Annotated in this window: 23 protein-coding genes; 18 read left to right on the top strand and 5 right to left on the bottom strand. The window is 58.0% G+C overall.

Going from position 1 to position 24,855, the window contains the following annotated elements; translation table 11 throughout:
* The first annotated feature begins 26 nt into the window (after nt 1–26).
* Nucleotides 27–1,418: an MFS transporter gene (locus ALO43_RS15030; RefSeq protein WP_005890036.1), complete on the top strand. Its 1,392-nt coding sequence runs from the start codon at nt 27–29 to the stop codon at nt 1,416–1,418.
* 66 nt (nt 1,419–1,484) lie between these two features.
* Here ALO43_RS15030 and ALO43_RS15025 read toward each other — a convergent pair whose 3' ends face one another.
* The 4 genes from ALO43_RS15025 to flgA all read right to left on the bottom strand — a co-directional run bounded on the left by ALO43_RS15025 (nt 1,485) and on the right by flgA (nt 4,064).
* Nucleotides 1,485–2,231, bottom strand: coding sequence for a flagellar brake protein (locus tag ALO43_RS15025; protein WP_005890037.1), 747 nt, complete (start codon nt 2,229–2,231; stop codon nt 1,485–1,487).
* Between the two features lie 82 nt (nt 2,232–2,313).
* Nucleotides 2,314–2,781 carry a flagella synthesis protein FlgN gene (locus ALO43_RS15020; RefSeq protein WP_005890038.1) on the bottom strand — a complete coding sequence of 156 codons (468 nt, stop codon included), beginning with the start codon at nt 2,779–2,781 and terminating at the stop codon, nt 2,314–2,316.
* 49 nt (nt 2,782–2,830) lie between these two features.
* On the bottom strand, nt 2,831–3,145 hold the full coding sequence (gene flgM, locus ALO43_RS15015; RefSeq protein WP_005890039.1) for a flagellar biosynthesis anti-sigma factor FlgM: 315 nt from the start codon (nt 3,143–3,145) through the stop codon (nt 2,831–2,833).
* A gap of 160 nt (nt 3,146–3,305) precedes the next feature.
* Nucleotides 3,306–4,064, bottom strand: coding sequence for a flagellar basal body P-ring formation chaperone FlgA (flgA, locus tag ALO43_RS15010; RefSeq protein ID WP_024670752.1), 759 nt, complete (start codon nt 4,062–4,064; stop codon nt 3,306–3,308).
* 78 nt (nt 4,065–4,142) lie between these two features.
* Between flgA and ALO43_RS15005 the strand changes: the two genes are divergently transcribed.
* From ALO43_RS15005 to ALO43_RS14965, 9 genes are all read left to right on the top strand, one after another.
* The gene (locus ALO43_RS15005) at nt 4,143–5,069 is read left to right on the top strand and encodes a chemotaxis protein CheV (protein WP_005890041.1); all 927 of its coding nucleotides are present in this window, start codon (nt 4,143–4,145) and stop codon (nt 5,067–5,069) included.
* A gap of 51 nt (nt 5,070–5,120) precedes the next feature.
* Complete coding sequence (cheR, locus tag ALO43_RS15000; protein WP_005890042.1) at nt 5,121–5,948, top strand: protein-glutamate O-methyltransferase CheR; 828 nt, start codon at nt 5,121–5,123, stop codon at nt 5,946–5,948.
* A 110-nt stretch (nt 5,949–6,058) separates the two neighbouring features.
* On the top strand, nt 6,059–6,526 hold the full coding sequence (gene cynS, locus ALO43_RS14995) for a cyanase (RefSeq protein WP_005890043.1): 468 nt from the start codon (nt 6,059–6,061) through the stop codon (nt 6,524–6,526).
* Between the two features lie 10 nt (nt 6,527–6,536).
* Nucleotides 6,537–7,010 (top strand): nuclear transport factor 2 family protein, encoded by a 474-nt coding sequence (locus ALO43_RS14990; protein WP_003370064.1) that lies wholly within the window; start codon nt 6,537–6,539, stop codon nt 7,008–7,010.
* 319 nt (nt 7,011–7,329) lie between these two features.
* Nucleotides 7,330–7,737, top strand: coding sequence for a flagellar basal body rod protein FlgB (flgB, locus tag ALO43_RS14985; protein ID WP_005767037.1), 408 nt, complete (start codon nt 7,330–7,332; stop codon nt 7,735–7,737).
* Nucleotides 7,738–7,740: 3 nt separating this feature from the next.
* Complete coding sequence (flgC, locus tag ALO43_RS14980) at nt 7,741–8,181, top strand: flagellar basal body rod protein FlgC (RefSeq protein ID WP_002554316.1); 441 nt, start codon at nt 7,741–7,743, stop codon at nt 8,179–8,181.
* A gap of 15 nt (nt 8,182–8,196) precedes the next feature.
* Nucleotides 8,197–8,886 (top strand): flagellar hook assembly protein FlgD, encoded by a 690-nt coding sequence (gene flgD / locus ALO43_RS14975; RefSeq protein WP_005890044.1) that lies wholly within the window; start codon nt 8,197–8,199, stop codon nt 8,884–8,886.
* Between the two features lie 25 nt (nt 8,887–8,911).
* A complete protein-coding gene (gene flgE / locus ALO43_RS14970; protein WP_005890046.1) occupies nt 8,912–10,240 on the top strand; it encodes a flagellar hook protein FlgE in 1,329 nt (442 codons plus the stop codon).
* 195 nt (nt 10,241–10,435) lie between these two features.
* A complete protein-coding gene (locus tag ALO43_RS14965) occupies nt 10,436–12,184 on the top strand; it encodes a flagellar hook-basal body complex protein (RefSeq protein WP_054997733.1) in 1,749 nt (582 codons plus the stop codon).
* On the opposite strand, the gene ALO43_RS14960 is transcribed toward ALO43_RS14965, so the two are convergent.
* Nucleotides 12,185–12,376: a hypothetical protein gene (locus ALO43_RS14960; protein ID WP_024670749.1), complete on the bottom strand. Its 192-nt coding sequence runs from the start codon at nt 12,374–12,376 to the stop codon at nt 12,185–12,187. It lies immediately after the preceding gene.
* A gap of 284 nt (nt 12,377–12,660) precedes the next feature.
* Here ALO43_RS14960 and ALO43_RS14955 point away from each other — a divergent pair, with 284 nt between their 5' ends.
* From ALO43_RS14955 to ALO43_RS14920, 8 genes are all read left to right on the top strand, one after another.
* Nucleotides 12,661–13,401, top strand: a complete 741-nt coding sequence (locus ALO43_RS14955) for a flagellar basal body rod protein FlgF (RefSeq protein WP_024670748.1) — start codon at nt 12,661–12,663, stop codon at nt 13,399–13,401.
* 46 nt (nt 13,402–13,447) lie between these two features.
* Nucleotides 13,448–14,236 carry a flagellar basal-body rod protein FlgG gene (gene flgG / locus ALO43_RS14950; RefSeq protein WP_005890056.1) on the top strand — a complete coding sequence of 263 codons (789 nt, stop codon included), beginning with the start codon at nt 13,448–13,450 and terminating at the stop codon, nt 14,234–14,236.
* 84 nt (nt 14,237–14,320) lie between these two features.
* Nucleotides 14,321–15,034: a flagellar basal body L-ring protein FlgH gene (gene flgH, locus ALO43_RS14945; protein ID WP_005890058.1), complete on the top strand. Its 714-nt coding sequence runs from the start codon at nt 14,321–14,323 to the stop codon at nt 15,032–15,034.
* Nucleotides 15,035–15,047: 13 nt separating this feature from the next.
* The gene (locus ALO43_RS14940) at nt 15,048–16,157 is read left to right on the top strand and encodes a flagellar basal body P-ring protein FlgI (protein ID WP_005890060.1); all 1,110 of its coding nucleotides are present in this window, start codon (nt 15,048–15,050) and stop codon (nt 16,155–16,157) included.
* A gap of 10 nt (nt 16,158–16,167) precedes the next feature.
* The gene (gene flgJ / locus ALO43_RS14935; protein ID WP_054997732.1) at nt 16,168–17,409 is read left to right on the top strand and encodes a flagellar assembly peptidoglycan hydrolase FlgJ; all 1,242 of its coding nucleotides are present in this window, start codon (nt 16,168–16,170) and stop codon (nt 17,407–17,409) included.
* A gap of 10 nt (nt 17,410–17,419) precedes the next feature.
* A complete protein-coding gene (flgK, locus tag ALO43_RS14930; RefSeq protein WP_024670746.1) occupies nt 17,420–19,480 on the top strand; it encodes a flagellar hook-associated protein FlgK in 2,061 nt (686 codons plus the stop codon).
* A gap of 13 nt (nt 19,481–19,493) precedes the next feature.
* A complete protein-coding gene (locus tag ALO43_RS14925; RefSeq protein WP_054997731.1) occupies nt 19,494–21,086 on the top strand; it encodes a flagellar hook-associated protein 3 in 1,593 nt (530 codons plus the stop codon).
* Nucleotides 21,087–21,174: 88 nt separating this feature from the next.
* A complete protein-coding gene (locus ALO43_RS14920) occupies nt 21,175–24,750 on the top strand; it encodes a glycosyltransferase (protein WP_054997730.1) in 3,576 nt (1,191 codons plus the stop codon).
* Nucleotides 24,751–24,855: the final 105 nt, after the last annotated feature.

Here is a 24,855-nt window from a genome sequence, read left to right as displayed (position 1 = left end):
GACGACTCCTTATTTTTGGAAAGTTGATGCGCCAAATCTGGAAATCCTTTCGAGCGCTTTATTTTGCCTCGTTGATGATGTTGATCGGCTCGGGTCTGCTGAGCACTTATCTGGCCCTGCGCCTGGCGGCTGATCAGGTCGACAGCTTGTGGGTGGGTGCTTTAATGGCTGCCAACTATTTCGGCTTGGTGCTGGGCGGCAAGATCGGCCACCGTCTTATTGGCCGTGTCGGCCATATTCGCGCCTACGCCACGTGCGCCGGGATTGTCGGGGCGGCTGTGCTTGGGCATGGCCTTATCAGCTGGCTGCCAGCGTGGCTGGTGCTGCGGGTAATCGTCGGCCTGGGCATGATGTGTCAATACATGGTCATCGAGAGCTGGCTCAACGAACAGGCCGAGGCCAAGCAGCGCGGCATGGTGTTCAGCGGTTATATGATCGCTTCCTACCTGGGGCTGGTGCTTGGCCAGCTGGTGCTGGTGGTTCACCCGCAACTGGGCCCTGAGCTGCTGATGCTGGTGGCATTGTGTTTTGCACTGTGCCTGGTGCCCGTCGCCTTGACCCGCGCCATTCACCCGGCGCCTCTGCATCCGGCTCCGCTGGAGCCCCGGTTCTTCATGAAGCGCGTTCCGCAGTCACTGACGGCGGTGCTTGGCGCAGGTCTGATAATCGGTTCGTTCTATGGTCTGGCACCCGTTTACGCCGCCGAACAGGGGCTGTCTACCGAACAGGTCGGTTTGTTCATGGGTTGCTGCATTCTGGCCGGCTTTCTGGTGCAGTGGCCGCTGGGCCTGCTTTCGGACCGCTATGATCGCTCGGTGCTGATGCGGGTGTTTGCGGCTGCGCTAGTGGTGGCGTCATTGCCGCTGGCGGTATTCCCCAGCGTGCCGGTTGAAGTGTTGTTCGGTGTCGGTTTTCTGGCATCGCTGATGCAATTCTGCCTTTATCCGCTGGCGGTGGCATTTGCCAATGACCACGTCGAGGCCGAGCGTCGTGTGTCGCTGACGGCCATGCTGCTCATGACCTACGGTATCGGCGCAAGCATTGGCCCGCTGGCTGCGGGTGTGGTCATGAAGGTTTTCGGCGGCCACATGCTGTATGTGTTTGTCTGCGGCGCTGCGGCGATTCTTGTATTGCTCATCAGGCCGAAGGCTGTCACTCACCTGCACCAGGTGGAGAACGCTCCGCTGCACCACGTTGCGATGCCGGACAGTATGTCCAGTTCACCACTGGTGGTGGCGCTCGATCCGCGTGTGGATGAGCAGGTGGTCCAGGAGCAGATGCAGAATACCGTCGAGCCAGAGACTGTCGAGCCACAACCGGAGCCAGAGTCGGAGCTTGAACCGGAAGCGGTGGCTGACGTCGAGCCTGAGGTGGCGGAGGAAGTGCGCGAGGGCGAGAACGAGACCTGGAAGGCCTGAGGGCAGCAGAAGGGGGGATGCGATTGCGGCATGGCTGCCGCAATCATTGGCACATGTTCTTTGCTGTCAGAAGTCGTCGTCTTTGTCGAAGCGACGTGCTTCACGCTGTAACTGGTAGACGAATCGTTCGACCTGACGCTGCACCAGCCCGCTCATGTTGTGAAAGCGTACGCCGGCAAATGTAGTGTGAAACCTTTCTTCGAAGTGCAGATGGCGCAGCTCCACGGGAGCGGTCATGGCACCGAAGGGCAGTTTGGCGATAAAACGATCGTAGACCTGGCCCAACTGCATACGGTCGGAAACGTCGCCTTCGAAACGCAATTTGCAGCCGGTGGCAGAAATATCCAGCAGTTTGCCGGTGAGCGTCGTTTTCATGCGCTCGCCACCGATCTCGACATCAACCAGCTGAGCCAGCTTCAGGGCTGCGCGGAAGGCGTTGCGACGCTGGTGGTAGATGACTTCATCGGGCATCGGGCCGCGGTACGTACGCTGGCCATCAATCTCGAGGATTTCCATGGGCGCCGAGCTTTCCCAGGCAATGCGCACGCCGTCGTGAAAACCTTCTACGCGATAGGATTCGCCATTACCGATAAAGCGTTCGCCGTCGCGGGGGATCATCTCGTCGAGCGCCATGGTGTTGCTATCGCGGTCGACTTCCAGGAGGTAGCTCTGAAAACGCTGGGCGCGCTCATTGAAGGTAATGATCAGCGGATCATGACTCTCGACCAGCAGCCGCAGGTTTGCGGCAATTTCCAAAGGTGTGTTGAGGACCTTGGGGGGCTGCGGAGCATCGTCCGCGCTTGAGCCATTCACGTTCTTGAATCTCCAGGCAAAATACTACGGCAACGCAACAACAGGCATTCTGCCACTACGCACGACACCTTGGTACAGGAAGTTACGCCTGACTCAGAGGGCGGGGTTTTGCTCTAAGCGCAGTTGAACCGCGACTGTCGTAGAGCGTTGGCGTATCGCCGCCGTTCAGTATACGCAGCTGATGGGCAGTGCTGACCTGTTGCAACTGAATAAGACTGCCGTTCCGATCATTCAGAACCTGACATTCATTGATCAACGCGTTCAGTTCGTCGCCCGCCGTCAATAATTGCTCACCGATATCCGACTGGCTGGCCAGTTGCTGGAGACCGTCGCGATTTGCAGGCAGGCCAACACTGGCCAGCAACTGGCTGCGTTTGCGACCATGTTGGTCGAGCAGAATGACCAGCGCCTGTTTCTGCGCCAGTACCTGTTCCATATCGCCCATGTCGCGGCCATGAAGTATCACTGATTCGGCCTGCAACAGCTCAAGTAGCTGACGGCTCGAAGCAATGTCATCGGTGAACATCTGCAGCAAATTAGTGTCTTGCATCGCATGCTCTGGTTTTTAAGCGTCCAGAATATCCAGCGCGAGCCGTGGCTTAGCGTTGGGTTTCGAAATTCAACAGTTTGCTGGCAACACGGTTGCTGTCGACCTTGTAGCTACCGTCTGCGATGGCCTGCTTGAGCTCGGCGACGCGTGCACTGTTGACGGTTGGCAGATCGTTCAGCTTGTCCGTGATGTTGTGCAACTGCTGAGCCTCACTGCTCAAGGAAAACGTTTCCCCGGTGCTCTTGACGCCTGCGGTGGCAGCAGGTGCTAGTGCATCGGTTTTAATGGTTTCTTTATTGGCGCTGGCACGGTTCGTGCTAGAGACAGTTTGTGAATTGTTAAGGCGACTGAAATCTATGACCATGATTGAAAAACCTCTGGGTGTTTGGACGCTTGCCTTGTTTTCGGCCAACCCCAATTAAACTTTAGGCGGATTGTGATAAAGCTTCTCAATAGATGCTTTCCACCGTCGGACATTCTCCGCAGTCTAAAAAAAACCCACCCTTTGCGCCAGCATCAATGCATCACATGGCCACTTCCACCTGACCAGGGCCTGTGACACTGGCTTTTATCACCCGCTGTGAATTGAGGTTCTTCACCCGGATCTGTTCGTTGAAACCGCCGTCGGACATCGCTTCCCCTGGCATCCGCACCGCCAGCGTACCGGTGCGGGCGATGATCACCACCTGATCACCCTTGTGAATCATCTGCGGCTGCTCGAGTGCCACAGGAGTGACGACTTGATCGATGACCATTTGTCGGACAACCTTCTGACCGACTGCCTGATCAAGTGATGCCAGAAATCCCTGCCCCAGGCTGCTCACATCACGCTCGCGCATGGCAACGTCCTGTTCGGTCACGATGGCGTCGCGTTTGAGCGGACGCATGACCGTCACGACGTTGCGAAACAGCTGAACCTGGGCAGGTACGAACACTGTCCACGGCGAGGAGCCTTCACAGCGCACGCGCACTGTTACCCGGCCAACCGGACGCGGGCTCTCCAGGCTGGCTGTCAAATCCTTGTCGCATGTAGCCATCCGCAAACGCGGGTCCAGCTGCTTTACCTGTATGTCATGACGTCCATCAATCTGGTTGGTTGCCAAATAGTCTTCTACTGTGAACTCAAGAAACCCTTGGGTGACGCCGATAAGCTGTTCAGGCAGTGTGAAATTCTCTGCACGGACGAGGTTGCTGGCGCCACAAAGGCACAGCAGAGCGATTGCGCACAGAAGCCTGCGGGTTTCTAATGCGAAGTGTCGAGAAATTGTCGTCTTTGCGTTCATGGAATTACAAATAGCAAAGCCCGTGCCGCTTGTTGATCGAGTGCACGGGTGGCGGTCATTTTGGTTAGGGGGTTCGGCATGGCAGGTGTAATGGATTCAGTAAACCAGCGAACTCAGCTGGTGGGTCAGAATCGCCTGGAGCTGCTCTTGTTTCGTCTCGACGGCAAGCAGCTCTACGGGATTAACGTCTTCAAGGTAAAAGAAGTACTGCAATGCCCCAAACTCACCATCATGCCCAAATCGAGCAAGATCGTCCGGGGCGTCGCCAGCATTCGGGGCGGCACCATTCCGATCATGGATCTGGCAATGGCGACAGGCTCCGCCGGGATGATTTCGCTGGTTAATTCCTTCGTCATCATTACCGAGTACAACACCAAGGTTCAGGGTTTTCTGGTGCATTCCGTTGAACGCATCGTCAATATGAACTGGGAAGAGATCCATCCGCCGCCCAAGGGCACCGGGCGCGATCACTACCTGACGGCCGTGACCCGTGTCGATAATCAGTTGGTGGAAATCATCGACGTCGAGAAAATTCTTGCCGAAGTGGCACCGGTCTCCGAAGAGATTTCGGTGGGTGTTATCGATGCAGACGTCAAGCACAAGGCCGTGTCGATGCGCGTGCTGACGGTCGACGACTCTTCTGTGGCTCGCAAGCAGGTCAGTCGTTGCCTGGAAACTGTCGGGGTGGAAGTGGTAGCACTCAACGACGGTCGTCAGGCGCTGGATTACCTGCTCAAGCTGGTCGCGGAAGGCAAAAAACCGGAAGAAGAGTTTCTGATGATGATCTCCGACATTGAAATGCCGGAGATGGATGGCTATACCCTTACTGCGGCGATACGTAATGACCCGCGCATGCAGAAGATGCACATCACCTTGCACACTTCGTTGTCCGGAGTGTTCAACCAGGCGATGGTCAAGAAGGTTGGCGCTGATGACTTTCTCGCCAAATTCCGGCCTGATGACCTTGCCGCCAGGGTTGTTGCGCGGATCAATGCAGCAGAATAATCAGCTGGGGGCGTCGTCCCCGGTGATTCACATGATTTGAGAGGCGGCACCTTGTCTACGGGTAATTTGGATTTTGATCAGTTCCGGGTATTTCTGGAAAAAGCCTGTGGCATCTTGCTTGGGGAAAACAAGCAGTACCTGGTGTCCAGCCGCCTCAACAAATTGATGGAGCAGCAAGGCATCAAATCGTTGAGCGAGTTGGTCCAGCGTATCCAGACCCAGCCGCGCAGTGGTTTGCGTGAGCAGGTGGTCGATGCGATGACCACCAACGAAACCCTGTGGTTTCGCGATACCTACCCGTTTGAGGTATTGAAGAACAAGGTCCTGCCCGAGCAAATCAAGGCAAGCCCTGGTCAGCGCCTGCGCATATGGTCGGCAGCCTGTTCGTCGGGTCAGGAACCGTATTCGCTGTCGATGTCCATCGATGAGTTCGAACGCGCCAACCCGGGCCAGCTCAAGTCGGGCGCGCAGATTGTTGCAACCGATCTGTCAGGCTTGATGCTCAATAACTGCAAAACCGGCGAATACGACAGCCTGGCGATTGGTCGCGGTCTTTCACCTGATCGTCTGCAGCGTTTTTTTGACGTGAAAAGCCCGGGCCGCTGGGTGGTCAAGGCGCCGATCAAAAGCCGTGTGGAGTTCCGCTCGTTTAACCTGCTCGACAGCTACTCGGCGCTGGGCAAGTTCGACATCGTGTTCTGCCGCAACGTATTGATCTACTTCTCGGCAGAAGTGAAGAAAGACATCCTGCTGCGCATCCACGGCACGCTCAAGCCGGGCGGCTACCTGTTCCTGGGCGCCTCCGAAGCGCTCAACGGTTTGCCGGACCACTACCAGATGGTTCAGTGCAGCCCGGGGATCATCTACAAGGCCAAGTAATAACTGCTGGGTGCTGTTCATAAAGAGACCTTCGGGTCTCTTTTTTTATTCCGCGTCTCAATGTGGTATTGCTGAGGGTGTCATTTAGTCAAACCGTAAAGGAATGAGTTATGCCACACAGCAATATATCCAGCACGCCGCGCCAGCAGTTGACCGAACGCGTCTTGCAGGCCAAGGCAGCCAAGAACCTGACCTGGGCGGCGCTTGCCAATGACACCGGGTTGAGCGTGGTCTACGTCACTGCAGCGCTGCTCGGCCAGCATCCTCTACCGCAAGCGGTAGCCGAGGTGGTCGCCGAGCGTCTCGGGCTGGACAGAGACGCGGTCGCAGAACTGCAAACCATCCCGTTGCGCGGCAATGTCGAAGACGTTTCCAGTGATCCGACAATCTATCGCTTCCACGAAATGGTTCAGGTTTATGGCACCACGCTGAAGGCTTTGGTACACGAGCAGTTCGGCGACGGCATCATCAGCGCAATCAACTTCAAGCTCGACATCAAGAAAGTCGAAGATCCAGAAGGGGGTGAGCGAGCCGTGATAACCCTCGATGGAAAATTCCTGCCCTACAAGCCGTTCTGAGGACGCTGAGATGAGTGATAAAGGAAGACCGCCATTTCCACCCTTTACCCTGGAGACTGCAGTCCAGAAAGTTCGTGGCGCCGAGGATGGCTGGAATTCGCGCGACGCGGCTAAAGTCGCTTTGGCCTACACCGAAGACACCTATTGGCGTAATCGTAGCGAGTTCATCAATGGTCGCGCAGAGGCTCAGGCCTTTCTGGAGCGCAAGTGGCGCAAGGAGCTGGACTACCGCTTGATCAAGGAACTCTGGGCATTCACGGATAACCGCATTGCCGTGCGCTATGCCTATGAGTGGCACGACGACTCGGGCAACTGGTTCCGTTCCTACGGTAATGAGAACTGGGAGTTTGCCGCAAATGGCCTCATGCAACGGCGCTTTGCCTGTATCAACGATCTGCCGATTGCTGAGTCCGAGCGCAAATACCATTGGCCGCTGGGGCGGCGACCTGATGATCACCCGGGGTTGAGTGAGCTGGGCCTCTGATTGAGCTGTCTGGCGTACCGTGTACGCCGGCTTTACTGTTGGTGCCCGACTAATCGGGAAAAAGCGAAGCGTCGCCCGACGACCTTCGGGGCGACGCTCGCAATGGCGGGCTCGCTTGAAGCGACACACACCATACTGGCAAAAAAACGGCACCCACCTTGCCGCTTTACCCCTCACAGCGGAAATGCCTTGCCGCTTTTCTGGCATTGCCGCCTCCGCGTTGCCTGCAACCCTTGCAATCATTGGCTTTTGCAACATGGCACGCCGATTGCTTTGTCAGTAACAACAGAATCAGGTCAACCGGCAAAGGTTTCCCGAAATGAGCATCAGCTTCGATAAAGCGTTAGGCATACATGAAAAGGCCCTTAACTTCCGGGCTCAGCGGGCAGAGGTGTTGGCCAACAACATTTCCAACGCTGACACTCCGAATTTCAAGGCTCGCGATCTGGAGTTTTCTTCGGTGCTGGCTGCCGAAAACGACAAGGCCCAGAACGGTCATTTCGCGCTGAACAAGACCAACAGCCGTCATATCGAAGCCGAGGGCATGGGGAATGACGATGGCACGCTGATGTATCGCACGCCGTCGCAGCCTTCGCTGGACCAGAACACCGTTGACTCGCAGGTCGAGACGGCCAGTTACACCGAGAACGCCATGGGCTTCCAGGCCAGCTTCACATTGCTCAACAGCAAGTTCAAAGGGCTGGTTGCAGCCCTTCGCGGAGAGTAAATCATGTCACTAGCCAATGTGTTCAACATTGCCGGTAGCGCCATGAGTGCCCAGACCACGCGTCTGAACACCACGGCCAGTAACATCGCCAACGCCGAGACCGTGTCTTCGAGCATGGACCAGACCTACCGCGCCCGCCATCCGGTGTTTGCCACCGTGATGCAGGGTCAGCAATCGACAGGTGGTTCGCTGTTCCAGGATCAGGGTGAAGCGGGGCAGGGTGTTCAGGTCAACGGCATTATCGAAGACAGTTCCAACCTCGAAGCGCGCTACGAGCCCAATCATCCTTCTGCCGACAAGGACGGGTATGTCTATTACCCCAACGTCAATGTCGTGGAAGAAATGGCCGACATGATCTCCGCCAGCCGGTCTTTCCAGACCAACGCCGAAATCATGAACACCGCTAAATCCATGATGCAGAAGGTTCTGACCCTCGGTCAGTGATAGAAGGCGAACGTTATGGCCGTTGATAGCACCTCATCAAACAGCGTTTCATCGACATTTTTGAACACGCTGCAAAACCCGACACCTACCGCGACCAACTCGACCGGTACGCTGGGCAAGGATTCTTTTCTGCAACTGCTGGTTACGCAGATGAAGAACCAGAACCCGCTGGACCCACAGGACAATACCCAGTTCGTGGCTCAGCTGGCCCAGTTCAGCAGCCTTGAAAGCATGCAGAACCTGACCAAGACGGTTGACACGATTGCCGGCAGTTACAAGTCGTCCCAGGCCTTACAGGCGTCGTCGCTGGTGGGCCGTTCGGTGATCATCGATTCGGGCAGCACTTCTGTCGATACGAGCAAGGGCCTGACCGGCTCGATCGTGGTTCCGGGCGCCAGCTCGGTGACAACGGTCAAGGTTTACGACGCGCAATCCAATCTGGTCGACAGCGTCGATCTTGGGGCGCAAAAAGCCGGCACTACCAGCTTTGCCTGGGACGGTACGGATTCAAGTGGTACAGCACTTCCATCGGGCACTTACAGCTTCAAGGCCGAGGGCTCGATCGACGGCAAGAACACGCAACTTTCGACTTATCTGCCCGCCACGGTTCACAGCGTCACGCTGGGTGTCAACGGTGCTGAAACAACGCTTAACCTGGCCAGCGGCAGTGTTGCCCTGTCCAAAGTTCAAACCATCGGATTGTAGAGCCGCTACGGCGCAGGAGTGAAACATGTCTTTCAATATCGGCCTTAGTGGGCTCTATGCTGCAAACAAAAGTCTCGACGTTACCGGCAACAACATTGCCAACGTAGCGACTACCGGTTTCAAATCATCGCGTACCGAGTTCGCTGACCAATACGCTCAGTCGATCCGTGGCACGTCGGGCAAGAGCAGTGTCGGCAGCGGTGTTACCACTGCAGCGGTTTCCCAGCAGTTCTCGCAGGGCAGCCTGACCACCGGTACTGCCAACAGCCTGGACCTGGCCATCAACGGCGACGGCTTCTTCATGCTCAGCAATAACGGCGAGAAGCTTTTCACCCGTGCCGGTGCATTTCACACCGACAAGGAAGGCTACGTCGTCAACAGCAGCGGCATGAAGTTGCAGGGTTACAACGTGGACGCCAGTGGTTCGGTGGTAACCGGTGCGCTCAGCGATCTGCGTGTGGACTCGTCCAACCTGGAGCCCAAGGCCACGACCACCATCACCAACTCGGCCAACCTGAACTCGACGACTCCCATGCCGTCCGTTGCGACTTTCGATGCCACTGACACCAAGACCTACAACACCAAATACAGCACGCCTACTTACGACACCCAAGGCAATGCTCATACCTTGGATCAGTATTTCGTCAAGACCGGCACCAACACCTGGTCGATGTATTCCCTGATGGACGGGCGCAGCATTTCCAACCCGGCCAGCACCACGCCGGACAAGAACAACCTGACGTTCAACTCTGCGGGTAATCTGGTCACTGCTGCGCCGGGCACTGTCCCCAGCGACAGCGCCAACATCAAGTTCAATGCCGACGGTACGTTCGCCGTCAACAACTGGGTGCCTGGTGTACAGATCGGTACTGGCAGTTCGGCAACCTGGGCCGCAAACGGGGCAACCGGCGCAGCTTCCATCAAACTGAACATGTCCGACATTACCCAGACTGCTTCGGTTTCTGGTCTGCTCAAGCAGGATCAGGATGGCTACGCCACGGGTCAGCTCAGCGCGATGAACGTTGATTCGACCGGCAACCTGTTTGCAACCTACACCAACGGCAAGTCTCAGGTGATCGGCCAGACGTCGCTGACCAGCTTCGCCAACGTGCAAGGCCTGGCGCAGGCCGGTGGCACCAACTGGCGCGAAACGTTCTCTTCCGGTGTACCGGTAAGTGGCGCTCCGCAGTCCGGTACCCTGGGCTACATCACGGGTCAGGCGCTGGAAGAGTCCAACGTCGACCTGACCGTGGAACTGGTTAACCTGATCAAGGCGCAGAGCAACTATCAGGCTAACGCCAAGACTATCTCCACACAAAGCACCATCATGCAGACCACTATTCAGATGACGTAATCCACGTCATAGCGGTCGGTATTGAAAACCCCTGTAAAAAGGGGTTTTTTTATGCGCGGTCATTAATGAATCCGTCAAGTTCTGACCGTGTTTAAAGTTACGGATGGGTCGTTCAACCTACTTGGAAATGTCCTACGCACGATGGTGTGAGAATAAAGCTCCTCTATAAAATGCCTTTGTGGCAAGGGAGTACTCATGTCATTCAATACAGCGATCAGTGGTATTCACGCTGCCAACAAGAGACTGGAGGTAGCAGGCAACAATATCGCCAACGTAGGCACCCTCGGTTTCAAATCCTCTCGTGCGCAATTCTCGGCCTTGTATTCGTCCGCGCAGCTCGGCAATGGAAACAATGCCGTGGGCGATGGTGTGCGACTGGCTGCGGTGCAGCAGAACTTCAATCAGGGTGAAACGGTGATCAGTTCCGGCAATGCGCTGGACATGCGCATTCAGGGTAACGGCTTCTTTGTGGTGAGTGATCAGGGCTCTCTGGCCTATACGCGAGCCGGCGCTTTCCTCAAGGATGCCGCCAATTTTGTGGTCGACAGCGATGGCGGCCGCTTGCAAGGCTATGCGGCGAATGACAAGGGCGAAATAATCAGTGGCATTCGCACGGACTTGCAGATCGACACGTCCAACGTCGCAGCCAGGGCCACGACCAGAGTGTCCGAAAATATCAATCTGGATTCGTCGCTGCCCTCGCTCTCCCGCTTGCCGGTTTTTGATCCTGCCAACCCGGCGACCTACACTCGGGTTGCCGGCCGTACCATTCAGGACGTGGGGATTGTTCCTGTGCAGGCGGCTGATCACGAGCTCAAGCAGTACTTCGTCAAGACCGAAGATAACCAGTGGACGATGCATGTGTTGGTGGATGGGCGCAACCCGCTGGACCCTGACAGTGTGACGCCGCTGCAAGTACGCGTTGAGCTCAAACCCGATGGCTCTCTGTCGTACAGCGATAATAACCAGCACATTCGTAAAATCTCGGACACTGAGTTTGCGTTGCAGGACTGGGTGCCTGCCAGGCAAGTCAATGGCGTGTGGATGGCAAGCGGTTCTCTCAATGGCGGCACTGTTTCGTTGCCGCTGGAAGAGGCTGGAGTAAGCGTTCTCGACCCCACCGATTCGGTCATGAGTCGTTCGGTTCCGGACTTCGATGCCTCTGATCTGAACACTTACAGCAGGATGTTCGGCAATCAGATTTTTGACAGTCAGGGCAACATGCACGAGCTGAAACAATACTTCGTGAAAGACGGCACCAACAGCTGGCGGATGCACGTACTGATTGATGATCGAAACCCGCAACAACCCGAATCAAAAGCGCCGCTTACGGCCAACATCGTGTTCGATACCCATGGTTCGGTCGTGTCGCTGACCGGCAGCACTGGTCTGGACAGCAGCAAAGGCAACCTGCTGCAGCTTAAGGGCTGGTCGCCGGCGATGGTGGCGAGCCCCGGTACCGAGCGCGAGCATTGGGCCCCCAACGGGGCGGCTGGCAGCGCCAACGGCATGACCATCGACTTTACCAATCTGCTTCAGCACAACGCCGCCAGCTCGCGCTCGTCTGCCTACGTCGACGGTCATTCGGCAGGGGAACTCAAGAGCCTGGACGTCGGGCGCGACGGCATCTTGCGCGCGGGTTTCACCAACGGCATGAACAAGGATATAGGCCAGGTGATGCTCGCCAGTTTCGCCAACCCTCACGGTTTGCAGCCGCGCAGCGACACACGCTGGGCGGCAACTGCAGATTCCGGAGTGGCCGACTACGACGTGCCGGGCATCGGCACGCTGGGCAGCATCATCAGTGGCGGGCTGGAGGGGTCGAACGTCGTGCTGGCGGATGAGCTGATCGCCCTGATTCAGGCGCAGACGGCCTATCAGGCCAACTCGAAGGCGATATCCACAGAGGTCACGCTGATGCAGACGCTGATTCAATCGACTTGATCAGATCGAACAGTCGGCCTTGATGAAGTGGCCTTTCAGTCGTTTCCAGCCTGGCCCGGGGCTGCTCTGGGCACAGACGATGCGGCTGTCGCCCTGCCATTTGTAGTAATGCGCGGGGGCGGCCTGGGCGAGCAGCGCCAGGGCCATCAGGCTGGCAGCTGCAGTGCCGACGAAGCACCCACGAAAAGACATGGCGATTTACCGATGAGGTCTGTAATGACTGCCAGATTATCACTGTCGTCCGGGTCGTCGATGCGTGTGTGCGAAGTTTTTTTGGCGTTGTATCGGCTTCGGCGAAGGAGGGGCGGCAGTCCGCCGCCGCTATTGGCTGGCGCTTTGCCTCGACCTGTATCTAGGGTGCCCGTTTTTGCTGACTAATCAAGCATTTGTATCGACCCTGACAAGTTGGTCCCAAAATTGCTTTAACCCTTTCAGAACAGCTACAGGCGGCAAGCGTCTGTCGGAGGAGGAAGACTGTGGACAAGTTGCTTTACGTCGCCATGAGCGGTGCATCTGAAAACGCGATTGCGCAGAAGGCTCACGCCAACAACCTGGCAAACGTCTCGACCAACGGTTTCATGCGTGACCTTGAACAGGCCCGCTCGATGCCGGTGTTTGGCGAGGTCATGCCTTCCCGTGCCTATGCCATGAGCGAACGCCCTGGCACTGATTTCTCCGCTGGCGCTATGGTGCAGACCGGTCGTGAACTGGACATCGCCGTCAAGGGTGATGGCTGGATCGCAGTACAGACGCCCGACGGTGGTGAAGCGTACACCCGCAGTTCCGGCATGAACATCGATGCGCTGGGCGTGTTGCGCGACGGCAGCGGTTTGCCGGTAATGGGCAATGGTGGTCCGATCGCCGTGCCGCCTCAGCAGCAGATCGAGATCGGCTCCGACGGCACCATCAGCATCCGTTCGCTGGGCGAGAGCCCGCAGGTGATGGCCCAGGTTGACCGCATCAAGCTGGTGAAGCCCGACCTCAAGACCATGGAAAAAGGCCCTGACGGCCTGATTCACACCAAGACCGGTCGGCCTGCCGATGCAGATGCCACGGTTCAGGTCGAGTCCGGTTTTCTGCAGGCGAGCAACGTCAATGCGGTCGAGGAAATGACCTCGGTACTGGCCTTGTCCCGTCAATTCGAATTGCACGTCAAGATGATGAAGACCGCTGAAGAAGACGATCAGTCTATGGCGCGCGTCTTGCAACTTGGCTAATCAATGACAGCTTGCGCCGACAAACCGGCGCTTGAGGAGAACACACATGCTTCCTGCACTATACGTCGCCAAAACCGGCCTGGCCGCTCAGGACACCAACCTGACCACGATCTCCAACAACCTGGCGAACGTTTCGACCACAGGTTTCAAAAGTGATCGCGCCGAGTTCCAGGACCTGCTGTACCAGATCAAGCGTCAGCCAGGCGCTCAGTCCACTCAGGACAGCGAACTGCCGTCCGGCCTGCAACTGGGTACCGGTGTGCGCATTGTCGGCACGCAAAAGAACTTCACGGCAGGCAGCCTGCAGACCACCAACAACCCGCTGGACCTGGCGGTCAACGGTCGCGGCTTCTTTCAAGTGACTCAGCCGGATGGCACCGTGGCCTATAGCCGCGACGGTACCTTCCACCTTGACGCCAACGGCCAGATCGTGACCGCCAACGGTTATGCCCTCGAGCCTGCGATCGTCGTACCACAGGCTGCACAGACCTTCACGGTCGGCCAGGACGGTACGGTTTCGGTCACGCTGGCGGGTGCAACCGCAACGCCGCAGATCATCGGCAACATTCAGACTGCCGACTTCATCAACCCGGCCGGCCTGCAGGCCATCGGTGGCAACCTGTACCTTGAAACCGGTTCGAGCGGCGCGCCGCAGATCGGCACGCCGGGCCTCAACGGCCTGGGCCCGACCCTGCAGAACACCCTGGAAAACTCGAACGTCAGCACGGTAGAGGAGCTGGTCAACATGATCACCACCCAACGCGCTTACGAGATGAACTCCAAAGTGATCTCCACCGCTGACCAGATGCTGCAAAACCTGACTCAGAACCTTTAAGGCACTGATGTTGTTGCCAGGAAAACTGCTCAATCCGACAGGGCGCCTGATAAGCGCCTGCTACACCGCGAGGTTTCAAGTGTCATGAACCGCCTTAGTGTTCCGCGTCTTTCAGTGTTGATCGCTTCATTGTGCGGGATCACCCTGCTGTCCGGCTGTGTTGCGCCGACGGCAAAGCCCAATGACCCTTACTACGCTCCGGTGTTGCCGCGTACGCCCATGTCGGCTGCTTCGAACAATGGCGCCATCTATCAGGCCGGTTTCGAGCAGAACCTGTACGGCGACCGCAAAGCGTTCCGTGTCGGCGACATCATCACCATCACGCTTTCCGAGCGTATGGCGGCGAGCAAGGCGGCGACATCCGCCATGTCCAAGAACAGCAACAACAGTATCGGCCTGACCTCGCTGTTCGGTTCGGGGCTGACTACCAACAATCCGATTGGCGGCAATGACCTCAGTTTGAACGCCGGTTACAACGGCGCCCGGACGACCAAAGGTGACGGCAAGGCCGCGCAGAGCAACAGCCTGACCGGTTCGGTCACCGTGACGGTTGCGGATGTGCTGCCCAACGGCATCCTGTCTGTGCGTGGCGAGAAGTGGATGACCCTCAACACCGGTGATGAACTGGTACGGATCGCCGGGCTTATTCGCGCCGATGACATTGCAACCGACAACACTGTTTCTTCTACCCGTATTGCCGATGCACGCATCACCTATTCGGGGACCGGAGCCTTTGCCGACACCAGCCAGCCAGGCTGGTTCGACCGGTTCTTCCTCAGCCCGTTGTTCCCTTTCTGATAGCGGGATAGACATGATCAAGCTCAAGCAACTGATAGCGGCGACCTTGTTGTTGTCCACAGCGTTCGGCGTTCAGGCCGAGCGCCTGAAGGACATCGCAAGCATCTCCGGCGTACGGGCCAACCAGTTGATCGGTTACGGTCTGGTCGTGGGTCTCAATGGTACAGGTGACCAGACCACCCAGACCCCGTTCACCCTGCAGACCTTCAACAACATGCTGTCGCAATTCGGCATCAAGGTGCCGGCCGGTTCCGGCACCGTACAGCTCAAAAACGTCGCGGCGGTGGCTGTTTATGCAGACCTCCCGGCGTTTGCCAAGCCGGGTCAGACGGTCGATATCACCGTGTCCTCGATCGGTAACTCCAAGAGCCTGCGTGGCGGTGCGTTGTTGATGACGCCTATGAAAGGTGTCGACGGCAACGTCTACGCCATCGCTCAGGGCAACCTGGTCGTGGGTGGTTTCGATGCGGAAGGTCGTGACGGTTCGAAAATCACTGTAAATGTCCCGTCTTCGGGGCGCATTCCAGGTGGTGCGTCGGTAGAGCGCTCGGTGCCGAGCGGCTTCAATCAGGGCAATACCCTGACCCTCAACCTGAATCGTTCCGACTTCACCACGGCCAAGCGGGTTGTGGACAAGATCAACGACTTGCTCGGCCCTGGCGTCGCCCAGGCGCTGGACGGTGGCTCGGTGCGTGTAACCGCGCCGCTTGATCCGGGTCAGCGTGTCGATTACCTGTCGATTCTGGAGAACCTGGAAGTCGATCCGGGTCAGACCGCTGCAAAGGTCATCATCAATTCCCGGACCGGCACCATCGTCATCGGCCAGAACGTCAAGGTTTCGCCTGCCGCTGTGACGCACGGCAGCCTGACCGTGACCATTACCGAAGACCCGATCGTCAGCCAGCCGGGCGCGCTGTCCGGTGGCCAGACCGCGGTAGTGCCCCGTTCGCGGGTTAATGCCCAGCAGGAGCTGCACCCGATGTTCAAGTTCGGTCCAGGCACCACGCTGGATGAGATCGTCCGTGCGGTCAATCAGGTGGGTGCTGCGCCCGGTGACCTGATGGCCATTCTCGAAGCCCTGAAACAGGCCGGCGCACTGCAAGCCGACCTGATCGTTATCTGAGGACTTGCGCATGGATATGCCAAAGGGCGGAATTTCATCAGCGGTCGACTCCGGTGCCTACACCGACGTCAACCGTCTGGCGGCTTTGAAGCATGGCGACAAGGACAGCGTGGAAAACCAGAAAAAGGTGGCCCGCGAGTTCGAATCGCTGTTCGTCAGCCAGATGCTCAAGGCCATGCGCTCGGCCAACGAAGTGCTGGCCAAGGACAACCCGATGAACACCGCGGCGACGCGGCAGTATCAGGACATGTATGACCAGCAATTGGCAGTCACGCTGTCTACCCGTGGTAACGGTATCGGCCTGCAGGACGTCCTGATGCGCCAGTTGTCGAAAGACAAGGGCATCCAGCACGCGGCTCCAACCGATGCGGCCAGGCCTGCGACCGCCACTGACGCGGCGCCTGCCAAGACCGGTCTGGCGACCAGTGTCTACCAGCGTCCGCTGTGGGCCACGCGTTCGGCGGCGGCCGACCAGGCAGCTGCAGCGGCTTCGGCGTCCGGCGAAGGCCGCAACGACATGGCCATGCTCAATGCCCGTCGCCTGTCCTTGCCGAGCAAGCTCACCGACCGCCTGCTGGCAGGCATCGTGCCGTCGGCCACCGCAGTGGTGACCAACAGTCCTGTGCCGGCTCGCGCTGCTCCGGGGATCGCTGGCAAGAACGGCGACTGGACACTCGACCCGAACCTGGCGCCTGCGCCGGAATACGTGCGCACGATGGCCCAGCCGCCGCTGGCCCCGGCCAAGCGCGCGTTCAGCAACGCCGATCAGTTCGTCGAGACCATGCTGCCGCTGGCCAAGGAAGCCGCAGCGCGTATCGGTGTAGACCCGGTCATGCTGGTGGCTCAGGCCGCGCTGGAAACCGGCTGGGGCAAGTCGATCATGCGTCAGCAGGACGGCAGCAGCAGTCATAACCTGTTCGGCATCAAGGCCGCCGGTAGCTGGAAGGGCGCCGAGGCGCGCGCTATCACCAGTGAGTTCCGCGACGGCAAAATGGTCAAGGAAACGGCAGATTTCCGCTCCTATGGTTCGTACGCTGACAGCTTCCATGATCTGGTCAGCCTGCTGCAGAACAACAATCGATATAAAGAAGTGGTCAACTCGGCCGATAAACCGGAACAGTTTGTAAAAGAATTGCAGAAGGCCGGTTACGCCACCGACCCGGACTATGCCAGCAAGATTTCGCAGATTGCGAAGCAGATGAAGAGTTACCAGACATACGCCGCTGCAACGGGCTCTTCCACGACTTTATAAGGTTTTAATCATGTCGCTGATTTCAATTGGGCTTTCAGGTATCAACGCCAGTAGTGCTGCGATCAACACCATCGGTAACAACACGGCCAACGTGGACACCGCTGGTTACTCGCGTCAGCAAGTGCTGAGTACGGCGTCGGCACAGATTGCCCTTGGTCAGGGTGTCGGCTATCTCGGCACCGGCACAACGTTGTCCGACGTGCGTCGCATCTACAACAGCTACCTGGACACTCAGTTGCAATCGAGCACCGCCCTTAGCGCGGATGCAGTCGCCTATTCCGGTCAGGCAGGCAAGACCGATACGCTGCTGTCCGACAATGCGACGGGTATTTCCGTCCAGCTGGCGGATTTCTTTACCAAGATGCAGGGTATTGCCACCAGCGCCACGCAGTCGGCGGAACGTTCTTCGTTCCTGACCCAGGCCAGCGCGCTGAGCGCACGCTTCAATTCGGTCTCTTCGCAGTTGTCCACGCAGAATGACAACGTCAATTCCCAGCTCAATACCTACACCAAGCAGGTCAATGAGCTGACCACCACGCTGGCGAGCCTGAACAAGCAGATTACTCAGGCGTCGGCGGGCCACGCCACGCCAAACACACTGCTCGACTCGCGCAGCGAAGCGGTTCGCCAACTCAACGAGCTGGTGGGTGTGAAGGTGGTCGAGAACAACGGTAACTACGACATCTATACCGGCACCGGGCAATCTCTGGTCAGCGGTGGTACCTCCTACAAGATGTCGGCCACCCCGAGCCCGTCCGATCCGTTGCAATACAACGTGCAGATCGCCTACGGCCAGACTCAGACCGACGTCACCTCAGTCCTCACCGGCGGTTCGATCGGCGGGCTGCTGCGTTATCGCTCCGAAGTGCTGGTGCCTGCGGCCAATGAACTGGGCCGTACTGCGATGGTGCTGTCGGATCAGGTCAACAGCCAGCTGAACCAGGGTATCGACAGCAAGGGTAATTTTGGTTCGAGCCTATATTCCAGCATCAACAGCGCTGATGCCATCACCCAGCGCAGCATCGGCAAAACCACCAACAGCGGTGGTTCCGGCAATCTGAACGTCACCATCGGTGATGCCAGCAAGCTGACCGCCGATGATTACGAAGTAACGTTCAGTGATGCTTCCAATTTCACGATCCGTCGCCTGCCCAACGGCGAGAGCGTGGGCGCCGGTGCGTTGAGTGACAACCCGCCAAAGCAGTTCGACGGTTTCAGCGTCAGCCTCAACGGCAACAATCTGGCCGCGGGTGACAGTTTCAAGCTCACACCGACACGCACTGGCGCCTCGGGCATCTCGGTGGTCCTGACCGATGCCAAGGACATTGCAGCCGCAGCGCCACTGACGGCGACGGCGGGCAGCAGTAACTCCGGCACGGGTGGTTTCACCCAGCCGGTGCTGAACACCAAATCAAATATCTACAGCAGCACGCAGACTGCCGACTTGCGCAATGCGCTCAAAGATTCCGCCCCCATGAAACTGGTGATGGGTGCCGTCAGCAGTACCGGCGTGCAGACTTATAGCCTGATTAACGCCAGTGGCGGCGCAGTGCTTGACCAGAATGGCAACGCGGTGGGCGGTTCGATCATTCAGGGTCAGGCCAACACGGTGAAGTTGAACGTCGGCTACACCGACACTACGACAACACCGAGCAGCAAGACCGCCTTCGAATTGCAAATGACGATTTCCGGATCGCCGGTTGCCAACGATACCTTCAGCATCGGCATGACGGGGGGGGGTTCGTCCGACAACCGCAACGCGCTAGCTGTAGTAGGGCTGCAGACGGCCAAGACCGTCGGCGTGAGCAACGGTGGCGTGGGTAGCAGCCTTTCGGGTTCGTACGCCAACCTGGTTTCGGTGGTGGGCACTCTGGCGAGCCAAGGCAAGAACGATGTCACGGCCACTGCTGCCGTTGTCGGTCAGGCCAAGGCATCACGTGATTCGGTCTCGGGTGTATCGCTCGACGAAGAAGCCTCCAACCTGATCAAGTATCAGCAGTACTACACGGCCTCGTCGCAGATCATCAAGGCGGCACAAACCATTTTCAGCACGCTGATTAACAGCCTTTAAGGAATCGTGAGCCATGCGTATCTCGACTACCCAGTTTTACGAAGCCACGAACGCTAATTATCAGCGTAACTATTCGAACCTCAGCAAGACCGGCGAAGAGGTTTCCAGCGGCATCAAGCTTAATACGGCAGGCGACGACCCGGTCGGCGCAGCCCGTGTTCTGCAACTGGCTCAGCAGAACTCCATGCTGAACCAGTACGAAGGCAATATCGGCACGATCAATACCAACGTGGTGACCACTGAAACCACGCTGAGCAGCATTATCGACACGATGCAGGCTGCCCGCGATGAAATCGTATCGGCTGCCAACGGCGCCTACACTGACTCCGATCGTCTCGCCAAAGCCGCGGCGCTCAAGCAGTATCAGGGCCAGATTCTGGGCTTGATGAACAGCCAGGACCCTAACGGCAAGTACATATTTGCCGGGTCGAAGGCCTCGACGCCGCCGTATTCCCAGAACGCCGACGGTTCATACAGTTACAAGGGCGACCAGACCAGCATCAATCTGGCGGTGGGCGATGGTCTGGTAATGGCCAGCAACACGACGGGTTTCGACGCGTTCGAGCAGGCGGTCAACACCACTCGCACGTCCTCGACACTGATGTCCCCGGCAACCGATGATGGCAAGGTCAGCCTCAGCGGTGGCCTGGTGACGTCTACCTCGGTCTACAACTCGAGTTATCAGGGCGGCGAACCCTACACGATGACGTTCCTGAGCGGCACGCAATTCAAGATCACCGATGCCACTGGCACCGATGTGACCACGGATACGTCGTCCGGAGGCAAGTTCAGCAATGGCTCGTTCGATGCTCAGTCGTTTACCTTCCGGGGTGTGGAACTGAGCCTCAACATCAACCTGCCTGCTGCAGACAGAGCTTCGCAAGCCACAGCCGATGCCGCGCTGACCAACCGCAGTTATCAACTGGCTTCGACGCCAGACAGCGTTTCCACGTCGCGCAGTGCCGGTAATACATCGACCGCTACCGTCAGCAGCTCGAATGTCGGTAATACGGCTGCCGACCGTACCGCGTTCAACAATACGTTCCCGACCGAAGGCGCGATTCTCAAGTTCACCAGCCCGACCGCTTACGATTTGTACGCAGCGCCACTGACCAGCAACAGCAAGCCGGTATCCAGCGGCACTATGACTGGGTCGACGGCCAATGCTTCCGGGGTCAACTTCAACCTGAGCGGCACGCCTGCGGCTGGCGATCAGTTCGTCGTCGAGTCCGGTACCCACCAGACCGAAAACATACTGAATACACTGACAGCGGCCATCAAGGCGCTGTCAACGCCCACCGACGGCAATCTGGTAGCTTCCCAGAAACTGACTGCGTCGCTGAATACCGCGCTGGGCAACATGAGCAGCAGTATCGAACAGGCATCCACGGCGCGTTCCGCTGGCGGTGCGCGTCAGCTTGCGGCAATTGCTCAGGGCGTGACCAACGATCTGCTCAAGGGCAACAACACCACGGAGCAGGGCTCTTACGTCAACGCCGACATCGTCGAGGCAACTACCCGGTTGACGCTGCAGAAGACCATGCTGGATGCTTCCCAGCAGGTGTTTACCATGCTATCCAAGTTGAACCTGTTCAGTCAGCTTTGAACCCTGACGTGAGCATCCGCCGTCTTTTTTCAGCGGTAAGGGGAGCCATTCGACCTGTTGGTTTCCCGCCGCTCGCGAGTCTGTAATAGTGAATTCAGCCCCTCTCGTCAGTGTCGTCATCCCCGCCCTCAACCCACGCTTTTTCCGTGCTGCGCTGCAAAGTGCTCTGGATCAGGTGTACGACAATATCGAAATCATCGTCTGCGACGATTGCCTTACCGACGAGATAAAAACGATTTTTGACGAGCTGGTGCCTTCCGGCAACGAGCGAGCGCGCTACGTAGGCAATCCTCGGCGTCTGGGTTTTCAGGGCAACTTGCTCAAGTGTCTGGAAGAGGCTGACGGCGAATACATCAAGTTTCTCTGCGACGATGACCGCCTCTACACCTACTGCGTCGCGCATCAGGCGCAGACCCTCGACACCTATCCGGATGTGCAGCTTGTCGTCAGCAAACGCCATCTGGTGGATGTGGATGATTATGTACTGCCGGCGCGCATGGAAAACGTCGGTCTTGTACCGTACGACGCCGTGTTCAAGGGTGAGGACATGCTGGCGATCTTCGAGCGTACGTCACGCAATTATCTCGGCGGTTTCAGCGGTGCGCTGATGCGTAGTGCCGATGTCCTGGAGTATCTGCCGTCCCTTGCGGTGCCGGGGCAGGGCTTTGTCGCACTGCTGGATTTCACGCTTTTCATCTGCTTGCTGCGTCGCGGCAATCTTGTGGTGCTTAACGCTATCGAGAGCACCGAGCGGCTTCATCCCGGTCGCCTCAGCAGTCAGACGGATATGCTTCAAAAAGCCACCACCGAATGGGATTGGCTGAATGAAATGCTCAAGGCGCGCAGCGGGGAAGACGCACCTGCCCAGGGCTGGGCGCGTTTCCTGCCATTGCGCAGAGCGCACGAAGTGCCGCGCGAGTGGGATGAAGTTGGCCTCTACGGGGTAATGGCCGGTCGACAGGGCATCATGATGAGCCGCGTCGGCAGCAACAGCGACAGTTATGCCGAGCTGTACGCGGAGTGGCTGTCCTGCCGACGCTTTTCGGTTCCGCAAAAAAAGCTGCTGGAACGACGCATTGGCAGTTGGGCCTGGCAGCCGCGGATTGTCCCGGTGATCATCGACCCTGACGGTGATGCCGAAGGTCTTGACATCACGCTGAGTAGCATTGCCGAGCAGGATTACGCTGCCGATTCGGTGGTGGTATTGACCAACGCTGACGTTGACGACCCTCAGGTATTGCGTTTTTCCTTACAGCGCGATTGGGCTCGGCAGTTGAACGAAGTACTGCCGCTGCTGGACAGCGCCGACTGGGTTTACCTGCTTCGCGCTGGCGACCGATTGACCCAGCCCGCGCTGCTGGTGCTGGCCGAGCGTATCGCCCAGACTTCTGGCTTGTTGTGTATCTACAGTGATGAAGGGGCTCTGGTCGAAGACGAATCCAGAGAGCCTATTTTCAAGCCTGGTTTCAATCTGGACCTGCTGCGTGCCTACCCTTATGTGGGGCGCACGCTGGCGTTCGAACGCCGCAACCTGCTGGACATGGGCGGTTTTGATTCGGCCCACGCGGAGCTGGCACCCCATGACGTCATCTGGCGCCTGGTCGAGGGTGTAGGGCCACAGACCATCGAGCATATCGCCGAGGTGCAGGTCGAGTCCCGCCTGGCGTTTGCCGACTGGCTGTCATTGCCCTGTGTCGCTGAACACAACGAATCGGTAGTGGCCGCCCATCTGACGCGTATCGGCAGGGATCATCTGATTCACCATGACCATTTGCCGTTGCTGAACCGCATCGAGTACGTGCATCCGTCACTGCCGCTGGTGTCAGTCATCATTACTGCCAAGGACCAGTTGGGCGCTTTGGAGCGCTGCGTAGATAGCCTGCTCAGTAATACGACCTACCCGAACTACGAAGTATTGGTCGTCGATAATGCCAGTGAAGGCGCCGATGCTCGCGAGTGGTTTGCGGCGATGAGCCTGCTAGGCACCGACAAACTGCGGATTTTTTCGTTGCCTGAAACAGGCAGCGAAGCATTCGCTCAGAACCATGCTGCCCGTCAGGCGCGTGGCGATTATCTGTTGATGCTCAGTCCGCATGCCATGATTCATCAGGCTGACTGGCTGCAAGGGCTGCTCAATCACGCTCAGCGCCCTGAGGTCGGAATCGTCGGCCCACGTATTCTCAACCCGCAGGGCACTGTTCTGTATGCGGGCATGGTAATGGGCATGGACGGCCTGGCTGGTCGGCCCTTCATCAATTTCCCGGCAGGGGCGAGCGGCTACATGCAGCGCCTGCAATTGACGCAGAACTGGAGTGCGGTCAGCGGCAATTGCCTGATGGTGCGCAAGGAAGTGTTCGACAGCGCGGGAGAAATGGACGCCGCGACCTTCACGCAGGGGCTGCAGGATCTGGACCTGTGCATGCGCGTCGGTCGTGAGGGTTACCTGATTGTCGGCACCCCCGATTCGTCAATGGTGCTGGCCGAGCCCGGTGCCGCAGAGCGTAACGAGACCTTGCGCAAGGCGCTCGATAACGAACAAAAGGCATTCTTCCAGAAATGGCTGCCGAAGATGGCCAGGGATCAGGCGTACAACACCAACCTGTACCTCAACGAAACGCTGTCGTTTACCCTTGATCCCGGCCTGCTGGTCGGCTGGGACCCGTTCTGCAGCCGTCATCTGCCTTCTATCCTCGGCATGGCGGTCAACTCGTCGGCGGTCGGTCATTACCGGGTCAGCCAGCCATTGCTTGAATTGATCAGTGCCGGGCGGGTGGTTGGCCGCATGACCTACGAGACGGCATCGCCAGTCGAGATAGAGCGTCAGTCGCCAGATGTCATCGTGTTTCAGGGGCGCTACACCGAAGCCAAGGTCCCGGACATCGAGCTGGCCAAGAACTATTCCAATGCGATGCGTATATTCGAGCTCGATGATTACATCGCCGATGTTCCGGAGCGAAACGAGCACAAGCGCAACATGCCCGACAACATTGGCGCCATGCTGCGCAAGGGCATCGGCCTGTGCGACCGGGTAGTGGTGTCGACTCACCCGTTGGCCGAGGTACTGTCGAGCATGCACAGCGATATTCGCGTAGTGCCGAACATGCTGGCGACCCATCTGTGGAACAACCTGAGAAGCAAGCGTCGCAGTTCCGACAAGCCACGCATCGGCTGGGGCGGCGGCACCAGCCATCGCGGCGATCTGGAACTGATCGTGGACGTCGTGCGTGAACTGGCTGATGAGGTCGAGTGGGTGTTTTTCGGCATGTGTCCGGATCTGCTCAAACCTTACATTCATGAGTTTCACTCGGCGGTCAGCCTGAAGACTTACCCAGCCAAACTGGCCAGCCTGAACCTTGACCTGGCACTGGCGCCGCTGGAATTTCATATCTTCAATGACTGTAAAAGCAACCTGCGGTTGCTGGAATACGGCGCCTGCGGCTACCCGGTCATCTGTTCAGACACCGAGGCGTATCGCGGCCATCTGCCAGCCACCCGCGTGTACACCAACAGCTCTGAAGAATGGTTGCAGGCAATTCGCATGCACTTGTCCGACCCCAGCGCCAGTTACCGCATGGGCGACGAACTGCGCGAGACGGTGCTGCGTGATTTCATGCTGCGCGGAGAAAACCTGCAGTATTGGGCCAACGGCTGGCTGCCGGACTAATCTGATTCGTTGGACAGGCCTCAGCGGCTCGCCCGCCGAGGCCGAACGCTATGCTCTTGCTTCAACGCCCGCTGCGGGTTGAAGGCGCAATCGATTCGCTATAAG

Source organism: Pseudomonas tremae, from assembly GCF_001401155.1.
GTDB classification, from domain to species: domain Bacteria; phylum Pseudomonadota; class Gammaproteobacteria; order Pseudomonadales; family Pseudomonadaceae; genus Aquipseudomonas; species Aquipseudomonas tremae.
Note: the sequence above shows the minus strand (reverse complement) of the source record. Positions and strands in the feature narration are given on the sequence as shown.